Here is a 24,582-nt window from a genome sequence, read left to right on the forward strand (position 1 = left end):
GTTTCGCCGTGCCGCAGGCTGGAGTCGTAGGCGAGCGTAGTGCGAAGCACCGATTTCCCTGCGGGGCCGCGGGGATTGCGAAGGGGGGCGCGGCCGCCCCCCTTGGCCCGTTCACCGGTGAAGGAACGTCATATTCCACCCGACGTAAAGTGAACGGAACCCTTCGCCAGATTGATATATGTGGTTCTGTCCCGCGAATTTACGCTTAAAACCCAAAGCTCAACAACCTCAACCATTAACCAGTTGCTTTTCCGCCGAATAATCATCACGCTACCTAAAAGACCGACCATCTGAGGAGAGAAACATGAAGGCACTGCCCGCGGTAGCGGTACTGGGTTTAGGCGCGATGGGGCACGCATTTGCCGCCAACCTGCTGAAAAAAGGCTTCACGGTATACGGCTGGAACCGCACACCGGGTCGTGGCGATGACTTGCTGTCAGCGGGCCTTGTCGCGTGTGAAACCGCCGCACAAGCGGTGAGTGACGCGCAGGTGATTATCGCCATGCTCACCGACGGCGACGCTACTCTGGCGGCCATCCGCGCCGTCGCACCATCCTGCCCGCAGGGTGCAACCTTCTGCCAGATGGGGACCATCGGCATTCAGGAAACCGCCGATGCCATCGCGCTGCTCGAAGCACTTCGTCCCGATATGCTCTACCTCGATGCGCCGGTTTCCGGCACCAAAGCCCCGGCAGAAAATGCTCAGATTCTGGTGATGGCCAGCGGTGACGCATCCCGAGCAGGCGAGGCGCAGCAGGTCTTTGACGCCATTTCTCGCGGCACCCAGTGGTACGGCGACGCGGGCAACAGCCAGAAAATGAAGCTGGTAATCAACGCCTGGCTGATTTCGATGATGCAGGGCGTGGCGGAAAGTATGCAGCTTGCCAAACAGTTTGGCTTTACCCCGGGTCAGCTGTGGGACACGCTGGAAGGCGGCCCGCTGGCGGCACCGTACGTTAAGGGTAAGCTGGAGATGATTCGCAAAGAAGATTACGCCCCGCAGATGCAGCTTCAGCATGCGCTCAAAGATGCGCGTCTGGCGCTGGCAAATGCCTCGCAGGGCACCATGCCGATGATGGCTGATATCGTCGATATGTGGACGCAGGCGTCGCAGGGCGGGCTGGCCGAGCAGGATCTGGCGGCGGTGTACGCCTGGCTTGATAACGCGCGTAAAGCGTAAGCTCAAGGGAGAACGCGCATGGAGTGGGTACGCCAGCGTATTGAACGTCAGGTGCTAGGCCTGACGGGGATAGCGCTGAATGAAATCGACTTTGAGCATCCTGCCGGAGAACCGGGGCTGTTCGGCCCGCAGTCGGCTATCTGGCCGGTGCACGGCGATTTCACCTCCATGCTGTGCGGCGGCATCAGCGCGTTATTACTGCAGATGCTGCACCCACTGGCGCTGGCCGGTGTGTGGGATCACTCCTCGTTTCGTGAAGATATCTTTGGCCGTCTGCGCCGCACCAGCCAGTTTATCTCGGCCACCACTTTCGCCACCGAACCCGATGCTGAGCGGCTAATAGCGAGGGTAAAAGCGATTCATGACCGGGTTAGCGGGGTGGACATCGACGGAACGCCGTACGCCGCCAGCGACCCGGATCTGCTGACCTGGGTTCACGTTGCGGAGTGCAGCTCGTTTATGGCCTCCCATCTACGTTATCGCCGCGTAGTGGTGAGCCCCGCAAGGCAGGCGCAATATTTTATTGAGTCCGCGAGTATCGCTGAGCGGTTGGGCGCGCGTAACGTGCCGAAAACACCGCAGGTAGTAGCGGACTATCTCGAACAGATGCGGCCTCAGCTAAGATGCGATGAACGCACCCGGGAAGTCGCTCGCGTGCTGATGACCACCCGTCTGCCGGGACGAATGGCACAACCCGCGGGCACGATTCTGATGAAGGCGGGGATTGACCTGCTGCCCGACTGGGCGCAGGAGATGCTGGACTTGCGTCTCAGCCCGTTAGAGCAGCGTCTGGTGCGTGGCGGTGTGCATACCATCGCTGCTGTTCTGCGCCGCTCGGTGCGCAACGGCGCTTATCACTGCGCGATGCGGCGCATGAGTTCGTCGGCATAATAATCCGGTACATCGCTGTCGCGGATGGCCTGTGCCACCTGCGCCACGTCGTACTGCACCGTTTTAACCGTCAATGAGAGTTTCCCTTCACGAATTTCCCCTAACAACCAGCTTGCCTGCGGCTGTCCCGGTTTAATGCGCCCGACGGCGCCGGGGTTGGCGAACAGCAGCGGTCGACTCGTACCTCTGTTGATTTCCCGCACACAGGCAAAGTGGGTGTGTCCGCAAATCAACGCGTCGACGTCGTGCAGTTGTGGAAAGGCCAGCAGCGTGTCTGCGGTGGTGTCGGCATACAGATATTCCGACAGCGAGCGCGGGCTGGCATGCACCAGCAAAATAGGCAGCGGTAGCGCTGGGCGTAACGAATCAGGAAGCGCTTGCAGCCAACGGCGATTTTCTTCGGTGATCACCCGTTTACTCAACGCAATGGCTTCTACCCGGGCATTCCGCTCTTCGGGGCTGTGCACCGCCATGGTCGTCACCGGCTCATCGCAGGCGACCCGCTGGTCGTGGTTGCCACGCAGAACGGGTATCTCTCGCTCGCGTAATCGGGCGATAACTTCATTCGGCCAGGGGGCGAAATCGACAACGTCGCCCAGGCAGTAGCATTGGGTAATGCCATGGTGGTCAATATCGGTGAGGACGGCATCAAGCGCCGGTAAATTGGCGTGAACATCGCTAAAAATGGCAAAACGATACAGCATGGCAGGCATCCGAAAAGGTTCGTATAGCCATTAGCATCGGCGTTCCGGCAGCCTTGTTCAATCCAGAGACTTGCCGTTATTATTAGGTAAAACCTAACAATCTGGAGTCGTCATGGAGCTGCGTCATCTGCGTTATTTCCTTGAAGTGGCTAACACCCTGCATTTTGGCGCGGCGGCGGAGGCGCTCGGTATCGCCGTGCCGACGCTCTCCGTACAGATAGCGCAGCTTGAGCGTGAACTGGGGACGCTGCTGTTTATACGCAGCCAGCGTCGGGTGACGTTGACGCAGGCAGGTGAAATTCTGCGAGACGAGGCGCAGGCAACGCTTGCGCAGGCCGATCAGGCGAGGGCGAGGGTGCAGAGTGCGGCGCGGGGTGAACGCGGGTATCTCCGTGTCGGATATGTGTCATCGACGCTGCTGTCCGGGGTGCTCAGTTCTCTGTTTAATGGCTATCACCAGCAGTACCCCGACGTCGCCATTGAGGTTAACGAACTGCCGATGGAGGGGATGGCGGCACTGTTGGTGGAGGGGAAACTGGACGTCGCATTGGTGCGCGGGCCGCTAGCGTTGCCCGCTGAAATAACCCATCTGGCGCTGTATCATGACCACTTTTGCCTGGCGCTAAGGGACGGTCATCCGCTGGCACAGACAGCGGCGATTACGCCGGAAAGCCTCCGTCAGCAAACCTTTATTCTGCCGGAACAGCGCTCCGGCACCGTTGAGGTGGCAAAACGCGGCGGCTTTACTCTTGAACACACCCGACGGGCCGGAGCGCTGACTGAGGTGCTGGCGAACGTTTCACTGGGCAACGGCGTGGCGGTGGTTCCTGCGGTGATGGCGCAGACCATCAATCTGCCCGGCGTGTGCTATCGGGAGATAGATGGTGATGAAATACCTTCGGTGCTGTGGTTGCTGTACCGCAAACGGGAGCGCACCGCAGCGATAAAAAAGCTAGTCGCGCTAGCCAGAGAACAGACAGCGGATTGATTTGGCGTGACGTTGTCACGAATATGTAGCCCGGCCGAGCGCAGCGACGCCGGGAAAGAGTCCCGCCCCATATAAAAAAACCGGCCCTCAGGCCGGTTTCTGTTATCAGATTTTGCAGGCATCGCCGCAATCATCGTCGGCGACAATCGCCTGCGCTTTCTTGTCCGCATCGTCAAGACGTTCTGCGTTGCGCTCTTGCGCCTCTTCCAGTCCATCAAAGACCAGATTATCGAGATCAATTTCCATCGCTCACCTGTACTCACTCTGTTCTACAATTGTCACAGTATATTGCAAAAATGTTGATTGATGTACCCGCATATGGACCCGTACGCGTATTCAGCACGATCCGCTCGTGAAGAAAAAAGGGAAATGGCTGAAGTGTGACGGCGCGCGACTGGAATGCGCACGCAGTGTTCAAAAAGTAACTGATAACAGGCGAATACTGGAAACAGTAGAGCATATAGCCTTGAAAACGAGTATCAGACCGGAGGGATATGCAATGCAACAACAGGATCAGCAGGCGTTAATGAACTTTGATTTTTTGGCCCGCAGTTTTGCCCAAATGCAGTCGCGAGGCCGCCCTGTCGATATAGGTGCAGTAACCGGCAATATGAACGAGCAGCAAAGAACGTGGTTCTGTGCGCGGTATGAATTCTACCGAACGCAGGCGGAAAGCGCGAAGCGGCAGGTACTTGAAGTGTGTTAATCGTTAACGGGCCGGGTGGCCCGTTTTTCATGGTAAGCGGGCACAGTATCGTGCCCGTTGTTGTTTCTGATTATCGTGCTTTTTTGGGAAAGACCAGCAGCGCCACAATCGGTGAAACCACCATCAGGGCGAAGACGTAGGTAAAGCCCACGGTAAAGCCGCCGGTCAGGTCAACCGACCAGCCGATAAGCTGGCTGTTGATGGTGGCTAGCAGGAAGGTGCAGACCCAGAAGGTGGACATCGCGTAGGTGACGGTCTGCGTGGTGGCGTTTTTGAGCCCCTCTTTCGGAATCGAGAAGATAAACGCAAACCAGGTCGCAAAGATACCGCCTGTCAGGAATGAGCACACCAGAATCACCATGTCATTGGTGGCGAACAGCATGGCAAAAGTCGTTACCGCCATAAAGATACTGGAGATAAACAGCCAGTTTTTATAGTGATAGCCGCGGTTTTTAAAGTACGGCCCCACCAGCGCGCCGAGCATAATCCCCACCTGGTTCACCGTGCCGCTCAGATGTGCGTGTGAGTCTGCTGGCAGATGCGCATATTTGGCGTAGTACAGCGGCAGGAAGGTGAACATAAACACCATCATGATCATCGCGCCAGCGTACTGGGCAATCATCCCCCACACGATGCGGCTGAAAATAGCCTCTTTCAGCACCGCCATCTTGCTTTCACGACTCAGGTTCGCCGCATGCTGCTCGCTGCGCTCTTCGTCAGTAAAGCACAGCATCCACACCACGCCCAGCGCCAGGGTAATCACCCCGTAGGCTGCCAGCAGGTTGCGCCAGCCGCCGAAGAAGGTGGATAGATAGCCCGCCAGCGTCAGCGCAATGATGGTGCCGATGATGTTTGAGGTGCAGTTGATGCTGTTCAGGGTTGCCGCCATCTTGTTATCGAAGAAGCGGGCCACCGTTGGTACCAGCGACACCAGGCATACCGCGCCGCCGAGGCCGCCGAGGAAGCGAATAACCAGCAGCAGGGTGAAGTTATCGACGAAGGGAATAAAGACCGACACGCCAATCATTACGCAGCCCAACAGGTACGACTTGCGCGTCCCCATGCGGGCAACCAGCACGGCAGTGCCCACGGCACCGACAATCTTGGCCCACAGAATAACGTTCGACATCAGCGCGGCGTGCGACACATCTACGTTGAAATCAGCCATTATCTGCGGCATCACTGAACCAGTGGTGGCCCAGGCGGCGCCGAACACCATGTAGACGGCATAGAGTACGAATTCAATGGTCCACTTTTTCACGCGCCAACCTCACCGGTGCTCAGTTCCACCATCTCCAGCAACATTTCAGCGGCCAGACGCAGGGATTCAACGGGTAAAAACTCTTTGGTCGAGTGGAAGTTGTGCGCGCCGGTAAAGATGTTGATGGTCGGCAGACCTTTCGGGGTGATCACGCTGCCGTCATAGCCGCCGCGCATCAGCAGCGGTTTTGGCGTAATGCCGAGGTTATGCATCGCCCGTTTGACGTTTTCCAGAATCTCCGGTGATTTGTCGAGGCTCGGCTTCACGTTGTCGTAAATATCATTCAGCGTGATGGAGACGCGCTCGTCGCCCCAGCGCTGTTTGAGGTCGGCAACAATCGCCTGCAGCGTGGATTTACGCTGCTGATAGCCGTCGATTTCAAAATCACGGATAGCGATATCCAGTGTGGCGCTGGCGGTATCACCGACCAGCTTGTGCGGCCAGTAGTAGCCTTCGCGGCCCTCGGTGTGCTCTGGGCGCTCTTTTGGCGGCAGGGCGGTAATCACCTCCGTGGCGATACACAGCGCGTTCACCAGCTTGCCTTTCGCGCTCATCGGGTGAGCGGTGGTGCCTTTAACCGTAATCTGTGCGCTCCCAGCGTACCAGTTTTCAATCACGTATTCGCCGACGCCGCAGCAGTCGAGGCAGATACCGAAGTCGGCGTTCAGCGCTTGCACGTCCAGCGCTTTCGCTCCGCGTATGCCGATCTCTTCATCCGGCAGCAGCACCAGACGAATATCACCGTGCGGCACTTCCGGGTGGGCAATCAGGTACTGCAGCGCTTCGGCACCGGCGGCGATCGCCGCTTTGTCATCGGCACCCAGCAGGCTGGTGCCATCTGTGGTGATGAGATCCTGACCGATGTAGTCCAGCAGCTCCGGGTGGTTCTCCGGTGAGAAGCGTTCGCCGCTGCCCGGCAGGACGATGGCCTGCCCGTCATACTGGTTCACGCGAATGGCATGGGTATCGCCGGTATGGTCAGGTGCGGTGTCGAGATGTGCGAAGAAGACGATAGAAGGGGCGTTGGCAATATTCGCTGGAAGCGTAATGGTGGTGATAGCGTGTTGGTTTATATCAACGGTAACGCCAGCATGATGAGCAAATTGATTGGCGACGTGTTGTGCGAGTTTAAATTGATTATCACAACTCGGTAAATTCTGACTGGTGGGAACGGAGGTAGTGTTAATTAAGGTATATTCGAGAAATGTTTTTGTTATTTTGTCGCTATCAATACGTTTTTTCATTACGATTTGCCTATTATTTGGTTACGTAAAGAAACACTTTATTTACATCTTGATGGATGGGATAAAAAGCTTCTTACCGTTCTCTCTTATGCAACAGGAAACGCTTGCGTTATGTGTTTTTGAATTAATCACTTGCCATACAGCTATACTTATTAATAGCACATTACGCTGGCATGTAAAGCGGTGTGTGAGGCAGAACGCGCGTGTGCTCCCCGAAGTTTCGGGGAGCTGCAGGAGCAATTATTTAAAACGATCCCACGGAATAATATTATCTAACAATACGGATAACAAAATCCCCATCAATAAGCCATTACTTAACAATGGACGAATGGTGAGCGGTACATCCTGTAAATATACCGGCGGAAGGTTCATTAAAAATAGCCCGATAAATAAAGGCAGTGCCAGGCGATAGATATTCCGCGAAGTGAACTTCACCTTCTGGCTAAATACCAGGCTGGAATATAATAACGGCAGATAAGAGACCAGCATTACCGCGCTGCTAACACCTAACGGAATGGCGCAGAAGAAGCGGGTGAGTGGGGTCACCATGGCGACCAGCAGGAACAACAGCGCACCATAGAAAAAGGATTTTCGCGAGCTGTCGTTGGTTTGGGTTAACAGGCCAACGGAAGAGACAAAGGGCGAGAAAGGAATCACCGCCAGCGGCACTGTCACCAACGTAATCACCCCGGAAACCACAAAGCTGCGGCGATAATGCGCGCTGCTGGCAGGGCTCTGCGGGTAGAACACATCGGTACCGCGCACGGCGCCGTAGGTATTACTGATGTTCACCAGACCGGTGATAACCGCAGTGAGAATAATCCCCGGCGACAGCGTACCGTGGCTGCCCAGCGGGAACAGTTGCCAGTGCAGTTCGCCGAAGGAGGTGGCCGACGCGCCGAAACAGATGCGCCACACCAGCCAGCCGACGACCGTACCAATCAACAGGGCATAGCGGGAAATGCGCGCGGGTAAGAAAACAATCAAGCCAATCACGAAGAACATAATGGCCGTCGAAATGGCGAACGGCGCAAGCTGCAGGCCGACGGTTGATTTGGCGATACCAAACGGCAGCCCCAGCATCCCTTTAAAGAAGATGGTGGTGAGCTGCGCACCTAGCAACAGCATAAAAGCGACCATCACCGTCGGGGTAAACAACCGCGACAGGCGATTACCGAGGCCGCTGATGCCGATAATAACGGACAATACCGCAGAGATGGCGATCCCTACCGCCAGGCTGCTGGCGATGTCGTTCAGCGGCGTGCCGCGCGAGGCCTCTGCCAGGGTGATGGTCAGAATGGTACCCCACCATAAGCCGGTTGGCCCTTCCATAATGGCGCGGCGGTGGCCGAAAAAGACCTGCAGTAAACAGGCGACTGCGGTACTGAGAAACGCATACTGGGTCAGCATCAACAGGCTGCTGTCGGGCAGATGGAAAGCGGAAACCAGCGTTGGCGGGACCACCACGGTATTGCAGAAAATGAAGAAGAACCACTGAAACCCGGACAACAGGTTTTCACGTTGCAACAGAGACTTCGGCATAGGGCACACCTGTAAATAAACGCTACTGTAGGCCTTTTTGTCGCCCGTCAGACATTTCAGGCATTAACGGCCTGAAAACGGGAATGAAATGCCGAAAATGCGGCATGAAATGCAATATTTGTGTGATGAATATATCTATTCTGGACTATGCGGCAAACTCCGCCAGTCTGGCCACGGGGAAATGCAGTCTGGGATCCTGGTGGAACGTCTCCAGCAGGTATTCGACGGTCATTTTGACGCGCGGCGCGACCAGCGCCCGGTGCGGGTACTGAATCACCATTTCATAGCTACCGGTATCGTGTTGCCCGAAGAGCAGCGTTTTTAGCTGACCGTTTTGCAGATACGCCAGCGCGTGGTGGACGCCAACTTGCGCAATCCCCAGGCCCAGTAGCGCCGCCTGAAGCTGGGCTTCGGGGGCTGAGAGGGTGACAACGGCGGCGTCCGGTTCCAGCGTTATCAGGCTGCCATCGGGCGCGTGAAAGTTCCAGGGAGACACTTTGCCGCCGAGAAAGCGACGGGCGATCAGATGGTGATGTCTGAGCGCGTCCGGCGTGGTCGGGACGCCACACTCCGCCAGGTAGGCCGGTGACGCCACCAGCACCATATTCAGCAGACAAACCGGGCGAGAAATCAGCGACGAATCGACAATGCGCCCGCCGCGGATAGCCAGATCGTAGCCATCGCGGACGATATCCGTCACCCGATCGTCAAAATCCACCTCAACGGAAAGGCCGGGATAGCGCTGACGCAGCCCCGGCAGGGCGGGCAGCAGTTGTTCGCGCCCAAAGGCCGCGCTGGTGGAGATGCGCACGTGCCCGCGCGTCTCCATTTTCCCGGCCACAACCGTATCGACAGCGGTATCCAGCGCCTCGATGGCGATGCGTGCCTGCTGCAAAAAGGCCGCCCCCTCTTCGGTCAGGCTGAGCTTGCGAGTGGTGCGGTTCATTAAGCGAACCCCCAGCGCCTGCTCCAGCCCGGCGATATTTTTGCTGATGGCGGCGGCGCTCACGCCCTGAAGCCGCGCGGCGGCGGCAAAGCTGCCTGCATCGGCTGCATCGGCTGCATCGATAAACGAGGTAATGGCGCGTACGCGCTGAGAAAGATCCATGTCCGGTTCCGATAGCAGGGGTAGTGGCCTTTATTATTAACCTTAGGTTGAAAGTACATCAACCATAGGGCCTATTAAAGTTAGCAATAGGTCGTCGCATACTGCGTGTCATTCGAGATAAACGCGACAAGGTCATCGACATATGAAAACACTGGTGGTGGTTTCCCATCCTTATTTCTCACAATCCCGCGCGATCCATGCGCTGCAGCAGACCGCCGAAGAGGCGGAAAACGTGACGGTACGTAACCTGGAAGCGCTGTACGGTGATAACCCTGCGGATATCGACGTGGCGGCAGAGCAGGCAGCCTATGCGGAGGCTGACCGGGTGGTGTTCCTCTATCCTACCCACTGGTTCAACCTGACGCCGATGCTCAAAGCCTATTTGAATGCGGTCTGGACCTATGGCTGGGCCTTTGGCCCCGGCGGCGAGGCGCTGAAAGCGAAACAACTGCAAATTGTTACCACGGCGGGGGCGAGCGAATTCACCTATTCCCATGAAGGTCTGCTCAACAGCACCATGGAAGAGGTGCTCACCCCGATGAAAGCCAGCGCCCGTTATGTGGGCATGGACTACCGCTCGCCGCTGGCATTCTATGAGGTGGCGGCCCGTAATAAGGACAAGCTGAGCGAGTTTAAGGCACGTTTTGCCGCCGAACTGCGGACGGCATAACCGGCGAAAATCCTGCTTTTTTTCGAGGCGCTCGCGGATGACATTCATGAAACTGGCTCATAGGCCAGTTCTGATTTCACCAGCTAATCAACCTAACGCTAACGCTTTATACTTTTCCCATTTACCCGTTCATGCGGGAGTCTGCGGGCTCCCTTCGGAGAGGCATTGATGCAAAACCCATTAAATGACCGCCAGCAGGCGATGATCCCCATTGCCGCGCTGACCGCCTGCGGTGACATGACCCGACTGACCACCGCGCTGCATGAAGGACTGGACGCTGGGCTGACCGTGAATGAGATCAAAGAAGTGCTGGTTCAGCTTTATGCTTACTGCGGTTTCCCGCGGAGTCTCAACGGCCTCGGCTGCTTTATGTCGGTGATGAACGCGCGCCAGGCGCAGGGCATTGTCGATGAAGAAGGTAAGGCTGCCACCCCAGCGGCAGCGGGATGGGATAGCCTGGCCGCCGGGCGTGATACCCAAACGGCGCTGGTGGGCAGAGCGGTGAGCGGGCCGCTGTTTGATTTTGCTCCGGCTATTGATACCTACCTGAAAGCGCATCTGTTTGGCGATATCTTCCAGCGCGATGTGCTGGACTGGCCTGCACGCGAACTGGCGACGATTTCTGCGCTGGCCGCCATTCCCGGCGCAGAAAGCCAGCTGAAAAGTCACTTTGCCATCAGTCATCATAACGGCATCACCCCAGAGCAGCTTCAGGCGTTCATCGCCGTACTGGCTGCGAAGTGCTCTTCGGACATGGCGGCCAATGCCAATACGGTTCTGGCGCAGTTTCTTGCTGAAACCGCGAAGTGATCACGCTGCACTCGGCTTAATGCGCGAAGTGCTCGCGCAGGATCTGCGTCAGCAGATCAAACACCAGCCGCACGCGGGCAGGGAGCAGCGGCAGATGGGGGCGAAATATATAGAGCTGCCACGGCTGATAGTTTAGCTCTGGCAGCAAATTCACCAGTTCGCCGCGCAGCAGGAACGGGCGCACGGAAATATCCGCCAACTGGCTAACGGTGCGCCCGGCGAGCGCCGCCGCCAGCTCACTGTCGATATCAAACGCGACAAACGCCGGATTGGTCGGGAAGAAACTGTTGTCGTTGGCAAACTGCCACGGCCAGACGCGGCCGGAGTTGCTGTTGCTGAGTGCGCTCAACGGGTAGCGAAGCTGCAGCGCTTTGAGGTCAGCGGGTTCGCCCATCCGCTGGATTAACGCTGGTGCGGCGACAATCTGCACCCCGACCGGGCGGATCGTTTTGACGATATAGCGGTTATCCGGCACCGCGCCAATACGAATGCCAATGTCAATCTGCTCATCAATAATATTCAGGTGACGACCGGTGTTATGCCACTCGATGGCAATCTCCGGGTAGCCCGACAGCTGATGCAGAAGCTGACAGATAATATCCCGATTCTCAAACAGCGGGGGCAGGGTGATACGCACTTTGCCCGCCATGGCTTGCTCATTACGCTGTTGGCCTTCGGCAAACAGCGCTTCGCTCTCCGCCAACAGCCGCTCGGCTTTAGGCCAGAACTGCTGACCAAACGGCGTGAGCTTAATTTGCCGGGTATTACGCAAAAACAGCATCTCGCCGAGCTGGCTTTCCAGCTCGGCGATGCCGCGAGTGACCTGCTGCGGCGCGAGGCCCAACTGAGTGGCAGCTTCGCGGAATTTGAGCGTCTGCGCGGCAGTACAGAAAATTTTCAGCGCATCAAGTTTATCGAGCATGGTGTGGCCTGATGATTAAGGGTTTACTGGTTATTATATCCAGAAATGGAATTCTGAAAGCAGGAAATATTCATATACTGGTAATAATCTGCGGCGGATAATCACGGCATCGAAACGCGGGGCGGCAACGTCTGACGGCGCAAATATCAACGGTTAGCAGGAGGATTTATGGATCAGCGGACATGGCTTATTACAGGCGTAAGCAGCGGTTTTGGTCGTGAAATGGCGCAGCAACTGCTGGCGCGCGGTGAACGCGTGATTGGCACGGTGCGCAGCACGGCGAAGGTGGAAGACCTGCTGGCTGCGTGGCCGGAGACCTTCAGCGCACCGCTGCTGGATGTCACCGACGGTGCAGCAGTGCGTCAGGTGGTTGATGAATCCTGGGCGCGCTTTGGCCGCATTGACGTGGTGATTGCCAACGCCGGGTACGGTCTGTTTGGCGCGGCGGAAGAGTTGAACGACGCGCAGGTGCAACAAATGATTGATACCAACCTGCTTGGTTCTATCCAGCTTATCCGCAGCGCGCTGCCGCATCTGCGCGCCCAGGGCGGTGGCCGAGTGATTCAGATCTCCTCCTACGGCGGCCAGGTGGCCTTCGCCGGAAACTCGATGTATCACGCCACCAAATGGGGCATTGAAGGTTTCGTCGAAGCCGTGGCGCAAGAAGTGGCGCCGTTTGGTATCGGAATGACTATCGTTGAGCCCGGCGGTGCGCGTACCGAGTTCCGTTACGGCAGCGCGCAGGTTGCAACCCTGATGCCGGAATACGATGCGACACCGGCGCATAGCTTCCTTAAGATGCTCGACCCGGCGAACGGTCAGGCACCGGGTGACCCGGCGCGGATGGCGGCACGCATTATTGAAAGCGTGGAGGTCAATCCGGCCCCGCTGCGTATGGTATTGGGCTCGCAGGCACTGCAAAGCACGATATCGACGCTGCGGGCTCGCGTTGCCGATTTTGAAACGCAGCAAGCGCTTGCGGCATCGACCGATTTCCCCGCTGGCGAGTAACCCCTTCACCGGCAGCGCGCGTCTGCCGGTTTCTTCTTTTGTGTCAGGATATTATGAGCCGAACAGAGCACTCAACGCCGAATAAACGCGCCGCCACCTCCGGGATCTTCTTTATTGTGATTCTCGGTGCGCTGATGGCATTTACCTCGCTTTCAACCGATATCTACCTGCCCGCCATGCCAATGATGGCCGCTGAGTTGCAGGGGAACGTCGAATTAACCATTACCGGCTTCCTGATTGGCTTCTCGTTTGCCCAGCTTATCTGGGGGCCGATTAGCGATCGTATTGGCCGTCGTATCCCGTTGTTTATTGGTATGGTTCTGTTTGTGATTGGATCTGCCGGTTGCGCGCTGTCGAGCGACATGCCGCAGATTGTATTCTGGCGGGTGTTTCAGGCGTTTGGCGCCTGTACCGGCCCAATGCTGGCGCGCGCAATGATCCGTGACCTCTATGCCCGCACCCGCGCCGCACAGATGCTCTCGACGCTGGTGATCATCAGCGCCATTGCGCCAGTGGTTGGCCCGCTGCTCGGTGGACAGATTGTGACGATTGCTTCCTGGCGCGCGGTGTTCTGGCTGCTGGTGGTGATGGGGGCGGCGATGTTTATCGCGCTGTGGTGGCTACCGGAAACGTTGCCGGGCGAAAAACGGCTGACTACGCCAATCAGCAGCGCGTTTGGTAACTATGCTTCACTGTTGAAAAACCGCGAGTTTATGCGTTACACCCTGTGCGTGAGTTTTTTCTACGTGGCGGCCTACGCCTTTATCGCCGGTTCACCGTTTGTCTATATCAGCTATTACCACGTTGACCCGCAGCACTATGGTTGGCTGTTTGCAGTCAATATTATCGGCGTGATGGCGCTAAGCTCCGTTAACCGCCGCTTAGTGCAGCGCCACCCGCTGCATACGCTGTTGCGGGTAGCCGCCTTTGTGGCCGCGCTGGCGACCGTACTGCTGGCGTTGTCGGTGAAAACGCATATTGGCGGCATGGTGGCGATGGTACTGACCATCTTTATCTTCTTCTCGATGAACGGCATTGTCGCCGCGGCTTCCACCGCTGCCGCATTGGATACGGTGCCATCGAATCTGGCGGGTTCGGCCTCGGCGCTGATAGGCTCGTTGCAGTACGGCAGCGGGATCGTCTCATCGCTGCTGCTATCGGTGTTTAGCGACGGCACGCCGTGGGCGATGGCCTGGATCATGATGGCCTTTACGCTGCTGTGTTTTGTGATGGTGATGAGAGGCAAAGGCGGAGAGCACCGCACGATGGCGCAGGAATAAGCCTACGGAATATCCGGTTACATATTGATACGAAAATGGTTGCGGCGGCTTATTATATTCTGTTTTGTATATGATAATGATGTTATATCGTAACGCCAAAATCCGCATCCGTTTGCCATTCCTGCTATTACCAGATGTGTTGCAGCCGGGTAGGCGAAACCATTGGGAGCATCAGGGTGTCATTACCACCGCTATTGCAGAATAAGGCGCCACATCCGCGCCTGTTTTTGCGTCTTACCATTGCTAGATTTTCCCTCTACGGCGTACTGCTGCTGGTCGGCCTGATTTACGCGTTCCTGCTGTTAATCGCAGGAACCGGCCTTTGGCTGCCCACGTTCCGACTGCTGCTGGCTATCGTGCTGGTAGCGCTGGCGTTTATTGATAACGCCATACGCTATGAGAGCCCAGCCCCTGCGGCGCAAACCGATGAAGCCCCCCCAACTCGGCAGCGTCTGTTGCTCCCTCCCGCCATACAGGGCTGGCTGAACTATTTCCAAAACCACCTGGCGCTGACCGCAGTGCTGTCGCTGCTGGCGATATTTTTCGCCGTTTCCGGCCTGGCGGACCGCAGCCCCGCCAGTGAAGCCGACACGGCGATAAGCCGGGGCATCCCCGGCATTCTGCTGGTCATCAGCTTCGGCCTGCTGGTTATCGAACGCACTATTTCTTTCAAGACCATCCGCCACTGGCGCTACCAGCAGGAATATGTCGGGCTGACGCGCGTCATGCTGAACCTGCTGCTCCTGCTGGCCGGATCACTGCTATTGGTCACCTACTCGCCGACGCTGACGTTGTGGCTTATCAAGCTGGGCTGTCTACTGATACTGCTGGTCGCGCTGGAATATTTCCTGCGCGTGCTGATGGTGATGGCCACGCCGTTGCCGCAGGACACCGATCCCCATTTCCTGACCCGCAGCCTGCTTGCTGCGCAGTATCGCTGGCCGCTACGCCCGCTGGCTTTTGTCCTCGACACGCTGGAACAACGCTTTGGCATCGATCTCCGTCAGGTTCAGGCATTTCGCCTGATGGGTAAAACCATCGTTCCGGTGGTTTGCGGGCTGGCGGTGCTTGGCTGGTTGCTAAGCGGCTTGACGCAGGTGCCGCTGCATCAGCGGGGAATTTACGAGCGCTTTGGTCGCCCGATGGCGGTGCTCTCGCCGGGGCTGCACGCCGGTCTGCCCTGGCCGTTTGGCCGGGTTCGCGCCGTGGAGTTCGGCGCGGTGCATGAGCTGCGCCTGAGCGATGAGCCGGAGCAGAAGGCGCGTAACGACGTGCCGGACAGCGCAGAAGGCCCGGCGCCGCAGAATAGCTGGCGTTTGTGGGACAGTAGCCATCTGACCGACCAGTCGCAGGTGATTGCCAGCCAGGCCGCCGATAAGCAGAGTTTCCAGATAGTGAACATGGATATCCGTCTTATCTGGCGCGTGGGGCTGCGCAATGAAGATGCGCTCAACAGTCAGTATCAGGCAGAAGATTTGCCGGTGCTGATCCGCAGTATTGCCCGTCAGGTGCTGGTGGCGCAGTTTGCCAGCAAGCAGCTCGATGAACTGCTTAACGAGCAGCGCGCCAGCCTGGCGACGACGCTCAATCAGCAAATCCAGCAGCGTTTAACCGCGTTGCATACCGGTGTTGAGCTGCTCTCTACCCGTATCGAAGCGATCCATCCGCCAGCCGGGGCCGCCGACGCCTATCACGGCGTGCAGGCTGCACAAATTGCTGCCAGCGCTCGAGTGGCTCGCGAGCGGGGCTATGCCGTGACGGTGACCAACGGTGCGCGACAAAACGCCGAAACCCGCGAGAACGACGCGCAGGCCTTTGCGGCGGAAAATCTTTCCCGCGCCCAGGCCGCTGCCGCGCAGTTTGCTGCCGACAGCCAGGCCTGGCAGCAGGCCGGTCAGGCCTTTATTCTTGAGCGCCGTTACCACATTCTGAGCCAGACGCTGGCCCATACGCCGCTTCTCATCCTGGATAGTCATCTTCAGGGCACCAATGAACCCGTTCTGGATATGCGCCAGTATCCTGCGCTTTCCGATAGCACTGCACCACAGAAGGCCAGCAAACCATGAAGATCCATTCTATCGTTCCTCCGCAGCGTACGGAAAAAGTGGGCGTGCGTCAGACGGCCTCTCCCGCGCCGCTGCGTAATAAGCGGGCGCTGCGGCTCGGTATTGCGGCCTTTTTACTGACGCTGGCGGTGCTGACGGCCTGCCTGCTTAACGTCAGCGCGGGCAGCGCGACGGTGGTGACCCGTTTTGGCAATCCGGAGCGCGTGCTGCTTTCTCCGGGGCTGGCGTGGCGTTTACCGGCGCCGTTTGAAACGCCAATCAACGTTGACCTGCGTGTGCGTTCTACCTCCAGCGGCTTGCAGGATGTGGGTACCCGAGACGGGCTGCGGGTGCTGGTGCAGGCTTGGGTTATCTGGAAGGTGAAGCCGGATGACGGCAACGTGCTGCGTTTTATCCGCGCAGTGCAGAACCAGCCAGATGAAGCGGCACGCCAGATTCGCACTTTTATCGGCTCGGCGCTGGAAACCACCACCAGTAACTACGCGCTGGCGGATATCGTCAACGTCGACAGCAGCAAGGTGAAAATCGCTCAGCTGGAGCAGGCGCTTCAGTTGCAGCTAAAAGCACAGTTGCTCAATAGCTACGGTATTGAAGTTATCCAGACCGGCATTGAGCGGCTGACGTTACCGGCGGTGACCCTCAATGCCACCGTTGACCGCATGCGCGCCGAGCGTGAAACCATCGCGGCGGAGCGTACGGCGGAAGGTAAACGTCTGGCGGCGGAGATTCACTCCCAGGCCGATCGTGATGGGCGCATTGTGGAGGCCGATGCCTCGGTCAAGGCGGCGACCATTGTGGCGAACGCCCAGCGCGATGCGGCAACGATTTACGGTAAAGCCTGGGCCAGCGACCCGCAGCTCTATAACCTGCTGCGTTCGCTGGATACGCTGAGCACCATCGTCAACGGCAATACCCGAATGGTGCTGCGCACCGATGCAGAACCATTCCGGGCGCTGGTGCAGGGGCCGGATGAGCTCAAAGAGACGGCGAAACCATGATGCGTGATGCGCAGATATCCACGCCCTGGGGGCAGTCGTACCGCCTGGCCTTTTTTGCGCTCTACGCGGCGGCGATTATTGCCGCCTGCGCATGGCTGTTTTCCAGTATCTACCAGATAGCCCCGGACAGCCGGGCGGTGGTCTACCGCTTCGGTAAGCCGGTGCGAGTGGAAGGTGCGGGACTGCTGTTTGCCTGGCCGTACCCGATTGAACGGGTTGAGCAGGTGCCGGGCTCGGAGCGTATTCTCGAGCGCGATGTGCGAGCGTTACAACGTGAGCAGCAGCTAAGCCAGATTAACAGCTGGGACCGTGATAACGACGCGGGCGCCGGTGCGGGCTATTTGCTGACCGGCGATGCGGGCGTGGTGCAGCTTAACGTGCGGGTGTTCTGGCGGGTCGACGACCCGGTGCAGTTTGCGCTACAGCGTCCGCATATTGAGCCATTGATTGACCGTCTGGCCGAACGCGCGGCGGCGGTGGTGTGCGTGGGCCGCGATCTGGACTCGATTCTGGTGACCCGACCTGAGACGCTGCAAAACGACAGTCATGCGGCGCAGCAGCGTATTCAGCTGCGCAGTGATTTTAAGCAAGCGATGGCGCAAAGCCTGACGCGCTTAGCCGCTGGAGGCAACGATCCGGGCATTCGTATTGAGCGTGTGGATATTACCTCTTCACTGCCAGAAAACGCCGTGGCGGCGTTCAACGCGGTGCTGGCCGCCGGGCAGCAGGCGGAGCAGGCGGTAGCCAGCGCCCGCACGGCGGCGGCGCTGCGTACCCAACAGGCGCAGCAGCAGGCTGACCGCACGCTGGGCCAGGCGCAGGCTCGTGGCCAGGAAATTGTGGCGCAGGCTAACGTTGACACCCGTACCATTGTCCAACTGGCTCAGGCCCGCCATGACGGCACCGATGGCGGGCTGCTCCAGCGCGTCTGGCGTGACAAAGTGGCTCATATTCTGGCGCAGGCGGGGCAGGTGATTACCGTAGCACCGGGTGACGACAGCCGTCTTATCCTGCAAGGATTGCCGTCACAGCCGGCTGCGCCAACCAATAGCGAGGCAAAACCATGAGCCATCAGTGTAGCCACGGCCATATTCACTTTAGCGGCAATCTGCAAACGCCAGCCGAACAGCGACGCATGCAGCGCCAATTGACGCTAACCATGGTCACCATCGGCCTGCTGTTGCTGAGCCTGCTCTGGCGGGCAATCGCCCCGGACCAGCCCGGCATTAGCGATATTCTTGCTGGCGTCGCCTGGCTGCTGGTGGCGGTACCGGTATTTCGCGCCGCGTGGCACAGCCTGCTGCACCCGGACCTGCATGGCGTTACCGACCTTCTGGTGGTGCTGGCGATGCTCGGTGCCTGGGCGCTGGGCGATTTAATGACCGCCGCGCTGCTGCCGGTGATCATGATTTTTGGTCACATTCTTGAAGAGCGCAGCGTGATGGGGACTCGTCAGGCGATTGCCGGGCTGAGCAAGCTGACGCGCAGCCAGGCACGACGCGTGCGCGCCAACGGTGAACTGGAGTCCGTTGACAGCCAGCATCTGCAGGCCGGAGATATGGTCGAGGTGCGACCGGGGGATCGGGTTCCCGCCGACGGGCGAATTCTTTCCGGCCAGGCCAGTCTTGATGTGGCGCACATCACCGGTGAGTCTGTACCGGTTGAAGCCACCTCGGGCATGAACGTTTTCGCGGGCAGCATCAACCTGAACGGCCTGCTGCGCGTTGAAGTCAGCCATACCGGCGACCAGTCGACGCTCGGCAAAGTGATCGCCCTGATGAAGGACGCTGAGCAGGCAAAACCACCGATCACCCGTATGCTCGAGCGCTACGCGGGTCACTATCTTATTCTGGTGCTGTTGATTGCAGCGACCACCTGGTTTTTAACCTACAACAGCCAGGCGATGTTAGCGGTGCTGGTCGCGGCGTGCCCCTGTGCACTGGTGCTTTCAGCACCGGCCACCGCGATGGCGGGTATTGCCGTCGCGGCGCGGCACGGCATTCTTATCCGTAATGCGGCATTTCTTGAAGAGCTGGCGGATGTCGATGCGCTGATCGTCGATAAAACCGGAACGTTGACCCAGGGCCGTTTGAGCTTTGTGGAAGCGGTGTTGGCGACGGATCTTCCACGTGAACGGGTGCTTGAACTGGCGGCTGCGCTGGGTGCCACCAGTAACCACCCGGTAAGCCGGGTGCTGGCGGAGACCGTTGCCACGCCGGGTAACATGGCATTGCGTGAGGCCGAAGAGATTCAGGGCGTTGGTATCACTGCGACCACCGATGACGGCGTTGCGCTACTCGGACGGCAGGCGCTGTTTACCCAGCATCACGTGACGGTATCGCCGCTACCGGAGCATGAAGGCCCGGTAGTCGGGTTGGCGCTCGATGGCGTTTTCCTCGGCTGGTTCCTGCTGGAAGATACCCTGCGACCGGAAGCGCCCGCGGTGATTGCCGAGCTGCAATCGCTGGGCGTTAACCGTGTACAGCTGCTGACCGGCGATCGCCTAGCGGTTGCCGAGCGCGTGGCGCAGCAGGCGGGCATTAATGAATTGGCTGCTGAAGCGCTACCGGCGGAAAAACTGCGTCAGGTGCAGGAGATGGTGGATGAGGGTTGGCGGCCAATGGTCGTTGGCGATGGCATCAACGATGCGTTGGCGTTAAAAGCTGGTGCGGTGGGCATCGCGATGGGCGGCAGCGGTGCGGATATCGCGCTGGCGTCGGCGGACGTGGTGCTGGCGGGCGGTGATTTGCGCCGCTTGCCGAGCGCTATTCGCCTGAGCCGTAAATGTCGTTCGACGCTGCAGGTGAACGTCTTTATTGGGTTGGGCTGGACGATTCTGATCGTCGCCGCGGCGGCGATGGGATTGCTGGGTTCGGCTGGCGCGCTGATTGCAGCGGTGCTGCATAATCTCAGCACGCTGCTGGTCCTACTCAACACCGGGCGCTTGTTGCAGTTCGATGAGACCCACTAAACCGAGCGTGGCAAAACCGCGTTGCCACGCTCTTTCTTGCGCTACAGCGCTCTGACGTTGCCCTGATACACCACCGGGCCGGAAGGTCCAGGCAGCGGAGAGCCGCCTGGCGGTTCCAGGCTGATGGCCAGAACGGTCTGATTATCCAGCGCCTCGTCGGGGAGCTTGAAGGTATTGCCGTCGCGCTGGGTGATAAGCCCGAGTGAGCGCGGTGGGGCGCTGCCTTTGATCATCCACAGTTGCAGCGTTTTGTCGTGCGGCAAGGTGACATCCAGCGCAGAAACCTGAAGCGTGGAAACCGATTTATCCAGCATCACCACGAACTGCCGCTCTGACTGTTTATCGCTAAGGATAGCAATCGTCTGCAACGCAGGAGGCGAGTCTGGTTTAATCACCTGAGTGAAGATAACGACCCCGCCCAACGCGGCGGCGAGCGCCCAGCCGAGCCAGAATAGCGGACGGCCTCGCGTCGATGACGCAGCGGGAGCGGTCTGATGTGGCACCAGATCGCGCGCGATGTGCTGCCAAAGCTCAGGCGAGGGCGCAATGTCACGAGTGGTGACATCAACAGCGCTAAACGCCTTCTGCCAGCGCGCGACTTCAGCGGCGAAGTCGGCGTCCTCATCCAAACGTTTATCTAACTGCCGTCGCTGCAGCGGGTCGATTAACCCCAGCACATAGGTGGCGGCCGACAGCGCTTCTTTCTCTTCTGTGCTCATAGGCCAATACACTCTCTGAGGTGGGTCAACGCGCGACGGATCCAGCTTTTCACCGTGCCTTCCGGCTGGTTCATCGACAGGGCAATCTCGGTTTGCGACAGGCCACGGTAATAGGCCAGCGCAATACTTTGGCGTTGCTCTGCGGGTAAATGGTCCATGCAATGATGTAGCCGACGCGCCTCCTGATGCACGTCATCGCCGGGCGGCGGCGCTTGAAAACCGTCTTCGGCCTCGCTTATCTCCTCAACCGAACAACAGCGATGCTCATGCTTGCGCAAATAATCGATCGCGCGGTTCCTGGCGATATGGCTGAGCCAGATTTGCGGTTCGCTGCGCTGCTCGTCGTAATAGATGGCCGATTGCCAGATCTGAATAAAGGTATCGTGGAGGATCTCTTCAGCCCAGTCACGACGTCTGACCATGCGGAGAATGATGCCCAGCAGTTTGGGAGAGAGAAGGTGGTAGAGCTGCGCCAGGGCATCTTTATCGCCGCAGGCTATCTGGTTCATTAATCCGGTATGAATATGAGGCGCATTAGCTGTCATCGGATTCCCTTAAAGGTGCAGCCACACCAAGAGTGGCTGCACACAGTATAGGCAATGCTTTACGGCATCAGCACAGTATCGATAACGTCGATCACACCGTTACTCTGATTTACGTCGTAGGTCGTGATATTGGCGATGTTGCCGCGAACGTCTTTGATTTGAATATTGTGCGGCCCGTTTGCCATCACCCACAGCGATTCGCCGTTAACGGTTTTCAGCTCCGCCTTCCCACCGCCAGCTTTAATTTTTTTCTCCAGCGCTTTCATATCAAGCTTCCCTGAGACCACATGATAGGTGAGCACGCTGGTGAGTTTTTGTTTGTTTTCCGGTTTAAGCAGCGAGTCGACGGTGCCTGCTGGCAGTTTTTCAAACGCCGTATTGGTTGGGGCAAATACGGTAAACGGCCCAGCACCTTCCAGCGTTGGCACCAGCCCTGCGGCTTTGACTGCCGCGACCAGCGTCGTGTGATCCTTCGAATTCACGGCGTTCTGCACGATATTTTTAGAGGGGTACATGGCAGCACCACCGACCATCACCGTGCTGTTATCCATCATCGCTGCCTGAGCAGCACCGTTGACGATCAGGGTAGAAAAAAGCATCGTTTTAAGAAATTGTTTCATTTTCACTTCCCTCATTGGTTGTTTTAGGAAGGGTTTATGTGCCCTCATCTGTTAATACGAATGAAGAAAGGAAACGGATGCAAAAAAAATGAATTATTTTATCAGCCGAGCAACATTAGGCCGATTACGGTATTTGTTTTCCCACGGCATCCCATAGCCAACCAGCAGATCGTCATTCTCCATCTCCCATGCATAGTACTGCTTTACCGGGATTGCCACGCGACCCGGCTTCACGAACAGTACCGCAACTGACACGGAGGCGGGGCGATAGTGTTCTGCCAGGTGCGCAACCAGGCGTTTCATGGTACCGCCGGATTCAATCGCGTCGTCAATAACGATGACGTGCCGGTTGGTAATATCAATATTCTGGTGATAGACGATGGTCGAACCGTTGTGGCGGTCGCCCGGCGTGTGGGGGCAGGAGATATAGTCCATGCTGATATCAAAATCTAACTGCCGGGTCAGGTCAGCGGTGAAGAGGATCCCGCCGGGCACCACGGTAATGACCACGGCATCGCTAAAATCGTGGTTTAGCTGCATCGCCACGTTGCGGACGCCTGCCGCAATTGTTGCTTCATCAAGGATAATTTCGCCAATACGGTGATTGTTCATGTTAACTCCTGGTGTGAGATTCTGACGGTAGCGATGGTGAATCCATCACAATCGCGCATGACTGCTATCAGTAAACATCATGACGTTGCACGGAAAACATCGACGGACGTTCAGCCGACCGAAATCACCGTATCCTGCAAGATCCCGGCGATGATATCGCGCGCTTCGCGGGTCTCGGGAAGCTCGCGGTGTTGTCCGCTGTGGTACTGCGAAAGCCAGTAGGTCAGCATCCCGAGGACCAGGCGTACCGCGCGCACTGGTGCAGGTAGAGTCGCTGAGGCCGCGCGGGTCAGGCAGTCTGTAATGGCCGGTTGAATGGTAATTTTCTGGTCACTGGCATGCTGGATGAGCGTGGCATACAGCGGTTTCAGGCTGCCGCGCCGGGATTCGTCGTAATACTTGAGCAACAGGTCTTCCGCACAGGTAAAGGGCTGAGCGCTAAACCAGGCGTGGGTCCGCTGCTCAAGCTGCTGTAGATGAGCGCTCAAACCCTGGGGTAAGGTGATGCACACACGATGCTCCATGATGTCGGGAGTGTCCTGCCTGACGGCAACAGTGGGCTAACAGATAGCGTCACTATGATACATTGTGATAGATTGTGCAATATATTGATCGTTTGTGGGAGATGATCTTGATTGATTATGATGCTTTACCCGATCAGCGACAGGCGTTTATTCACCAGTTGCTGATGAAAACCGGCCGGGTGATTGGGGCTGATGTGGCGCGACAGCTTGGGGTTTCAGAACATACGATTCGTCGCGACCTGCAGGAACTGGCACGTCAAGGGCTGTGCAAGAAAGTCTACGGCGGTGCCGTCAGTCAGCTGATTGCCTCCAGTTCACTGGCCTCACGCATTGAGCAAAACGTCTCTGAGAAGTCGCTGGTGGGACGCAAATGTGCGGAGCTGTTGAAGCCTGAATCCTGCGTCTTTATTGATTCCGGCTCGACCTACCTGGCGATGGCCGCGTATATCCCTGAAGATATTGAACTGACGATTGTCACCAACTGCCCGCAAATTGCCGCGGCATTAGGGGCCAGAACCCACGGTGAACTGATTCTTTTGGGCGGCAAAGTGAATCCGAAAACGGGAAGTACGCTCAGCTCAGACACGGTGAATCAGGTGCGGGAGATGGTTTTCGATCAGGCATTTATCGGCGTCTGTGGCTTGGATCTGCAGGCGGGATTAAGTGCGGTCTATTATGAAGATGCCTGCTTTAAGAAGCAGGTTATCGCGCAGAGTAATGAGGTAATTACTGCCGTCACAGCAGAAAAAATAGCCCAGGTGGCCCGCTATAAAGTGGTGCCCTGCGAAGAGATTGATGTAATGGTGGTAAGCCCTGACTCCCAGACGGCGGATTTCGATAACGGCAATATTCGTATCGAAAGGGCCGAATAGCGATTCTTTCGGGAGGGTGAAAACCTTCCCATTTCGCTACACGATAGACACGAATGAAATGATGGCGACTTTGCGGTTTTGAATGAATTCTGAAGAAGGATATTGAGAAGATAAAACAGAATGGTGCGTCTGAATGGACTCGAACCATCGACCCCCACCATGTCAAGGTGGTGCTCTAACCAACTGAGCTACAGACGCATAATGGTGCGTTTAATTGGACTCGAACCAACGACCCCCACCATGTCAAGGTGGTGCTCTAACCAACTGAGCTATAAACGCATTAATGGTGCGTCTGAATGGACTCGAACCATCGACCCCCACCATGTCAAGGTGGTGCT

At 57.6% G+C, this 24,582-nt stretch carries 25 protein-coding genes and 3 tRNA genes (1 of these 28 running past the window's edge); 13 read left to right on the forward strand and 15 right to left on the reverse strand.

Annotation, left to right across the window (positions count from 1 at the left end):
• Window positions 1–304 precede the first annotated feature (304 nt).
• A complete protein-coding gene (locus V6940_RS15325; protein WP_333496441.1) occupies window positions 305–1,180 on the forward strand; it encodes an NAD(P)-dependent oxidoreductase in 876 nt (291 codons plus the stop codon).
• 18 nt (window positions 1,181–1,198) lie between these two features.
• Window positions 1,199–2,071 (forward strand): oxygenase MpaB family protein, encoded by an 873-nt coding sequence (locus V6940_RS15330; protein ID WP_333496442.1) that lies wholly within the window; start codon window positions 1,199–1,201, stop codon window positions 2,069–2,071.
• On the opposite strand, the gene V6940_RS15335 is transcribed toward V6940_RS15330, so the two are convergent.
• The gene (locus V6940_RS15335; protein ID WP_333496443.1) at window positions 2,035–2,775 is read right to left on the reverse strand and encodes a metallophosphoesterase family protein; all 741 of its coding nucleotides are present in this window, start codon (window positions 2,773–2,775) and stop codon (window positions 2,035–2,037) included. The two genes, V6940_RS15330 and V6940_RS15335, sit on opposite strands and share 37 nt — an antisense overlap.
• Before the next feature lie 112 nt (window positions 2,776–2,887).
• Here V6940_RS15335 and V6940_RS15340 point away from each other — a divergent pair, with 112 nt between their 5' ends.
• A complete protein-coding gene (locus tag V6940_RS15340; protein WP_333496444.1) occupies window positions 2,888–3,763 on the forward strand; it encodes a LysR substrate-binding domain-containing protein in 876 nt (291 codons plus the stop codon).
• A gap of 105 nt (window positions 3,764–3,868) precedes the next feature.
• Here the strand turns inward: V6940_RS15340 and V6940_RS15345 are convergent, their stop codons facing one another.
• Window positions 3,869–4,009 (reverse strand): hypothetical protein, encoded by a 141-nt coding sequence (locus V6940_RS15345; RefSeq protein ID WP_112205122.1) that lies wholly within the window; start codon window positions 4,007–4,009, stop codon window positions 3,869–3,871.
• 253 nt (window positions 4,010–4,262) lie between these two features.
• Here V6940_RS15345 and V6940_RS15350 point away from each other — a divergent pair, with 253 nt between their 5' ends.
• Window positions 4,263–4,469 (forward strand): glycogen synthesis protein GlgS, encoded by a 207-nt coding sequence (locus V6940_RS15350; RefSeq protein WP_333496445.1) that lies wholly within the window; start codon window positions 4,263–4,265, stop codon window positions 4,467–4,469.
• Between the two features lie 70 nt (window positions 4,470–4,539).
• Here V6940_RS15350 and V6940_RS15355 read toward each other — a convergent pair whose 3' ends face one another.
• The 4 genes from V6940_RS15355 to V6940_RS15370 all read right to left on the reverse strand — a co-directional run bounded on the left by V6940_RS15355 (window position 4,540) and on the right by V6940_RS15370 (window position 9,624).
• Complete coding sequence (locus V6940_RS15355; RefSeq protein WP_333496446.1) at window positions 4,540–5,730, reverse strand: MFS transporter; 1,191 nt, start codon at window positions 5,728–5,730, stop codon at window positions 4,540–4,542.
• Window positions 5,727–6,974, reverse strand: a complete 1,248-nt coding sequence (gene pepT, locus V6940_RS15360; RefSeq protein WP_333496447.1) for a peptidase T — start codon at window positions 6,972–6,974, stop codon at window positions 5,727–5,729. Before pepT ends, V6940_RS15355 begins: the two co-directional genes overlap by 4 nt.
• A 240-nt stretch (window positions 6,975–7,214) precedes the next feature.
• Entirely contained in the window at window positions 7,215–8,516 is a 1,302-nt protein-coding gene (locus V6940_RS15365; RefSeq protein ID WP_333496448.1) for a uracil/xanthine transporter, read from the reverse strand.
• Window positions 8,517–8,661: 145 nt separating this feature from the next.
• Complete coding sequence (locus V6940_RS15370) at window positions 8,662–9,624, reverse strand: LysR family transcriptional regulator (protein ID WP_333496449.1); 963 nt, start codon at window positions 9,622–9,624, stop codon at window positions 8,662–8,664.
• Between the two features lie 142 nt (window positions 9,625–9,766).
• Between V6940_RS15370 and V6940_RS15375 the strand changes: the two genes are divergently transcribed.
• Both V6940_RS15375 and V6940_RS15380 read left to right on the forward strand, forming a co-directional pair.
• Window positions 9,767–10,294: an NAD(P)H-dependent oxidoreductase gene (locus tag V6940_RS15375; protein WP_333496450.1), complete on the forward strand. Its 528-nt coding sequence runs from the start codon at window positions 9,767–9,769 to the stop codon at window positions 10,292–10,294.
• Window positions 10,295–10,435: 141 nt separating this feature from the next.
• Window positions 10,436–11,104 carry a carboxymuconolactone decarboxylase family protein gene (locus tag V6940_RS15380; RefSeq protein WP_442910825.1) on the forward strand — a complete coding sequence of 223 codons (669 nt, stop codon included), beginning with the start codon at window positions 10,436–10,438 and terminating at the stop codon, window positions 11,102–11,104.
• Window positions 11,105–11,120: 16 nt separating this feature from the next.
• Here V6940_RS15380 and V6940_RS15385 read toward each other — a convergent pair whose 3' ends face one another.
• Complete coding sequence (locus V6940_RS15385; RefSeq protein WP_333496452.1) at window positions 11,121–12,026, reverse strand: LysR family transcriptional regulator; 906 nt, start codon at window positions 12,024–12,026, stop codon at window positions 11,121–11,123.
• Window positions 12,027–12,194: 168 nt separating this feature from the next.
• On the opposite strand from V6940_RS15385, the gene V6940_RS15390 reads away from it, so the two are divergent.
• From V6940_RS15390 to V6940_RS15415, 6 genes are all read left to right on the forward strand, one after another.
• Window positions 12,195–13,037: an SDR family oxidoreductase gene (locus V6940_RS15390; protein ID WP_333496453.1), complete on the forward strand. Its 843-nt coding sequence runs from the start codon at window positions 12,195–12,197 to the stop codon at window positions 13,035–13,037.
• Between the two features lie 53 nt (window positions 13,038–13,090).
• Window positions 13,091–14,317, forward strand: a complete 1,227-nt coding sequence (locus V6940_RS15395) for a multidrug effflux MFS transporter (protein ID WP_333496454.1) — start codon at window positions 13,091–13,093, stop codon at window positions 14,315–14,317.
• A 176-nt stretch (window positions 14,318–14,493) separates the two neighbouring features.
• The gene (gene hflK, locus V6940_RS15400; RefSeq protein WP_333496455.1) at window positions 14,494–16,383 is read left to right on the forward strand and encodes a protease modulator HflK; all 1,890 of its coding nucleotides are present in this window, start codon (window positions 14,494–14,496) and stop codon (window positions 16,381–16,383) included.
• The gene (gene hflC, locus V6940_RS15405) at window positions 16,380–17,381 is read left to right on the forward strand and encodes a protease modulator HflC (RefSeq protein WP_333496456.1); all 1,002 of its coding nucleotides are present in this window, start codon (window positions 16,380–16,382) and stop codon (window positions 17,379–17,381) included. Before hflK (V6940_RS15400) ends, hflC begins: the two co-directional genes overlap by 4 nt.
• Window positions 17,378–18,448, forward strand: coding sequence for a protease modulator HflK (hflK, locus tag V6940_RS15410; protein ID WP_333496457.1), 1,071 nt, complete (start codon window positions 17,378–17,380; stop codon window positions 18,446–18,448). Before hflC ends, hflK (V6940_RS15410) begins: the two co-directional genes overlap by 4 nt.
• A complete protein-coding gene (locus tag V6940_RS15415; RefSeq protein ID WP_333496458.1) occupies window positions 18,445–20,352 on the forward strand; it encodes a heavy metal translocating P-type ATPase in 1,908 nt (635 codons plus the stop codon). The genes hflK (V6940_RS15410) and V6940_RS15415 overlap by 4 nt, the downstream gene beginning before the upstream one ends.
• 41 nt (window positions 20,353–20,393) lie before the next feature.
• Here the strand turns inward: V6940_RS15415 and V6940_RS15420 are convergent, their stop codons facing one another.
• The 5 genes from V6940_RS15420 to V6940_RS15440 all read right to left on the reverse strand — a co-directional run bounded on the left by V6940_RS15420 (window position 20,394) and on the right by V6940_RS15440 (window position 23,372).
• Window positions 20,394–21,071, reverse strand: coding sequence for an anti-sigma factor (locus tag V6940_RS15420; RefSeq protein ID WP_333496459.1), 678 nt, complete (start codon window positions 21,069–21,071; stop codon window positions 20,394–20,396).
• A complete protein-coding gene (locus V6940_RS15425) occupies window positions 21,068–21,616 on the reverse strand; it encodes an RNA polymerase sigma factor (RefSeq protein WP_333496460.1) in 549 nt (182 codons plus the stop codon). The genes V6940_RS15420 and V6940_RS15425 overlap by 4 nt, the downstream gene beginning before the upstream one ends.
• A gap of 59 nt (window positions 21,617–21,675) precedes the next feature.
• Window positions 21,676–22,236: a fasciclin domain-containing protein gene (locus V6940_RS15430; protein WP_333496461.1), complete on the reverse strand. Its 561-nt coding sequence runs from the start codon at window positions 22,234–22,236 to the stop codon at window positions 21,676–21,678.
• A 93-nt stretch (window positions 22,237–22,329) separates the two neighbouring features.
• Window positions 22,330–22,848, reverse strand: coding sequence for a phosphoribosyltransferase (locus V6940_RS15435; protein WP_333496462.1), 519 nt, complete (start codon window positions 22,846–22,848; stop codon window positions 22,330–22,332).
• 110 nt (window positions 22,849–22,958) lie between these two features.
• Complete coding sequence (locus tag V6940_RS15440) at window positions 22,959–23,372, reverse strand: hypothetical protein (protein ID WP_333496463.1); 414 nt, start codon at window positions 23,370–23,372, stop codon at window positions 22,959–22,961.
• Between the two features lie 107 nt (window positions 23,373–23,479).
• Between V6940_RS15440 and V6940_RS15445 the strand changes: the two genes are divergently transcribed.
• Complete coding sequence (locus tag V6940_RS15445; protein ID WP_333496464.1) at window positions 23,480–24,244, forward strand: DeoR/GlpR family DNA-binding transcription regulator; 765 nt, start codon at window positions 23,480–23,482, stop codon at window positions 24,242–24,244.
• Between the two features lie 121 nt (window positions 24,245–24,365).
• On the opposite strand, the gene V6940_RS15450 is transcribed toward V6940_RS15445, so the two are convergent.
• The 3 genes from V6940_RS15450 to V6940_RS15460 form a co-directional block, all read right to left on the reverse strand.
• Window positions 24,366–24,442: transfer RNA gene (locus V6940_RS15450), tRNA-Val, on the reverse strand.
• A 4-nt stretch (window positions 24,443–24,446) separates the two neighbouring features.
• Window positions 24,447–24,523, reverse strand: a tRNA-Val gene (locus tag V6940_RS15455).
• A 5-nt stretch (window positions 24,524–24,528) separates the two neighbouring features.
• Window positions 24,529–24,582, reverse strand: a tRNA-Val gene (locus V6940_RS15460) (it continues 123 nt past the right edge of the window).

The organism is Kluyvera sp. CHPC 1.251, assembly GCF_036759945.1.
In the GTDB taxonomy this organism is placed as follows: Bacteria; Pseudomonadota; Gammaproteobacteria; order Enterobacterales; family Enterobacteriaceae; genus Kluyvera; species Kluyvera sichuanensis.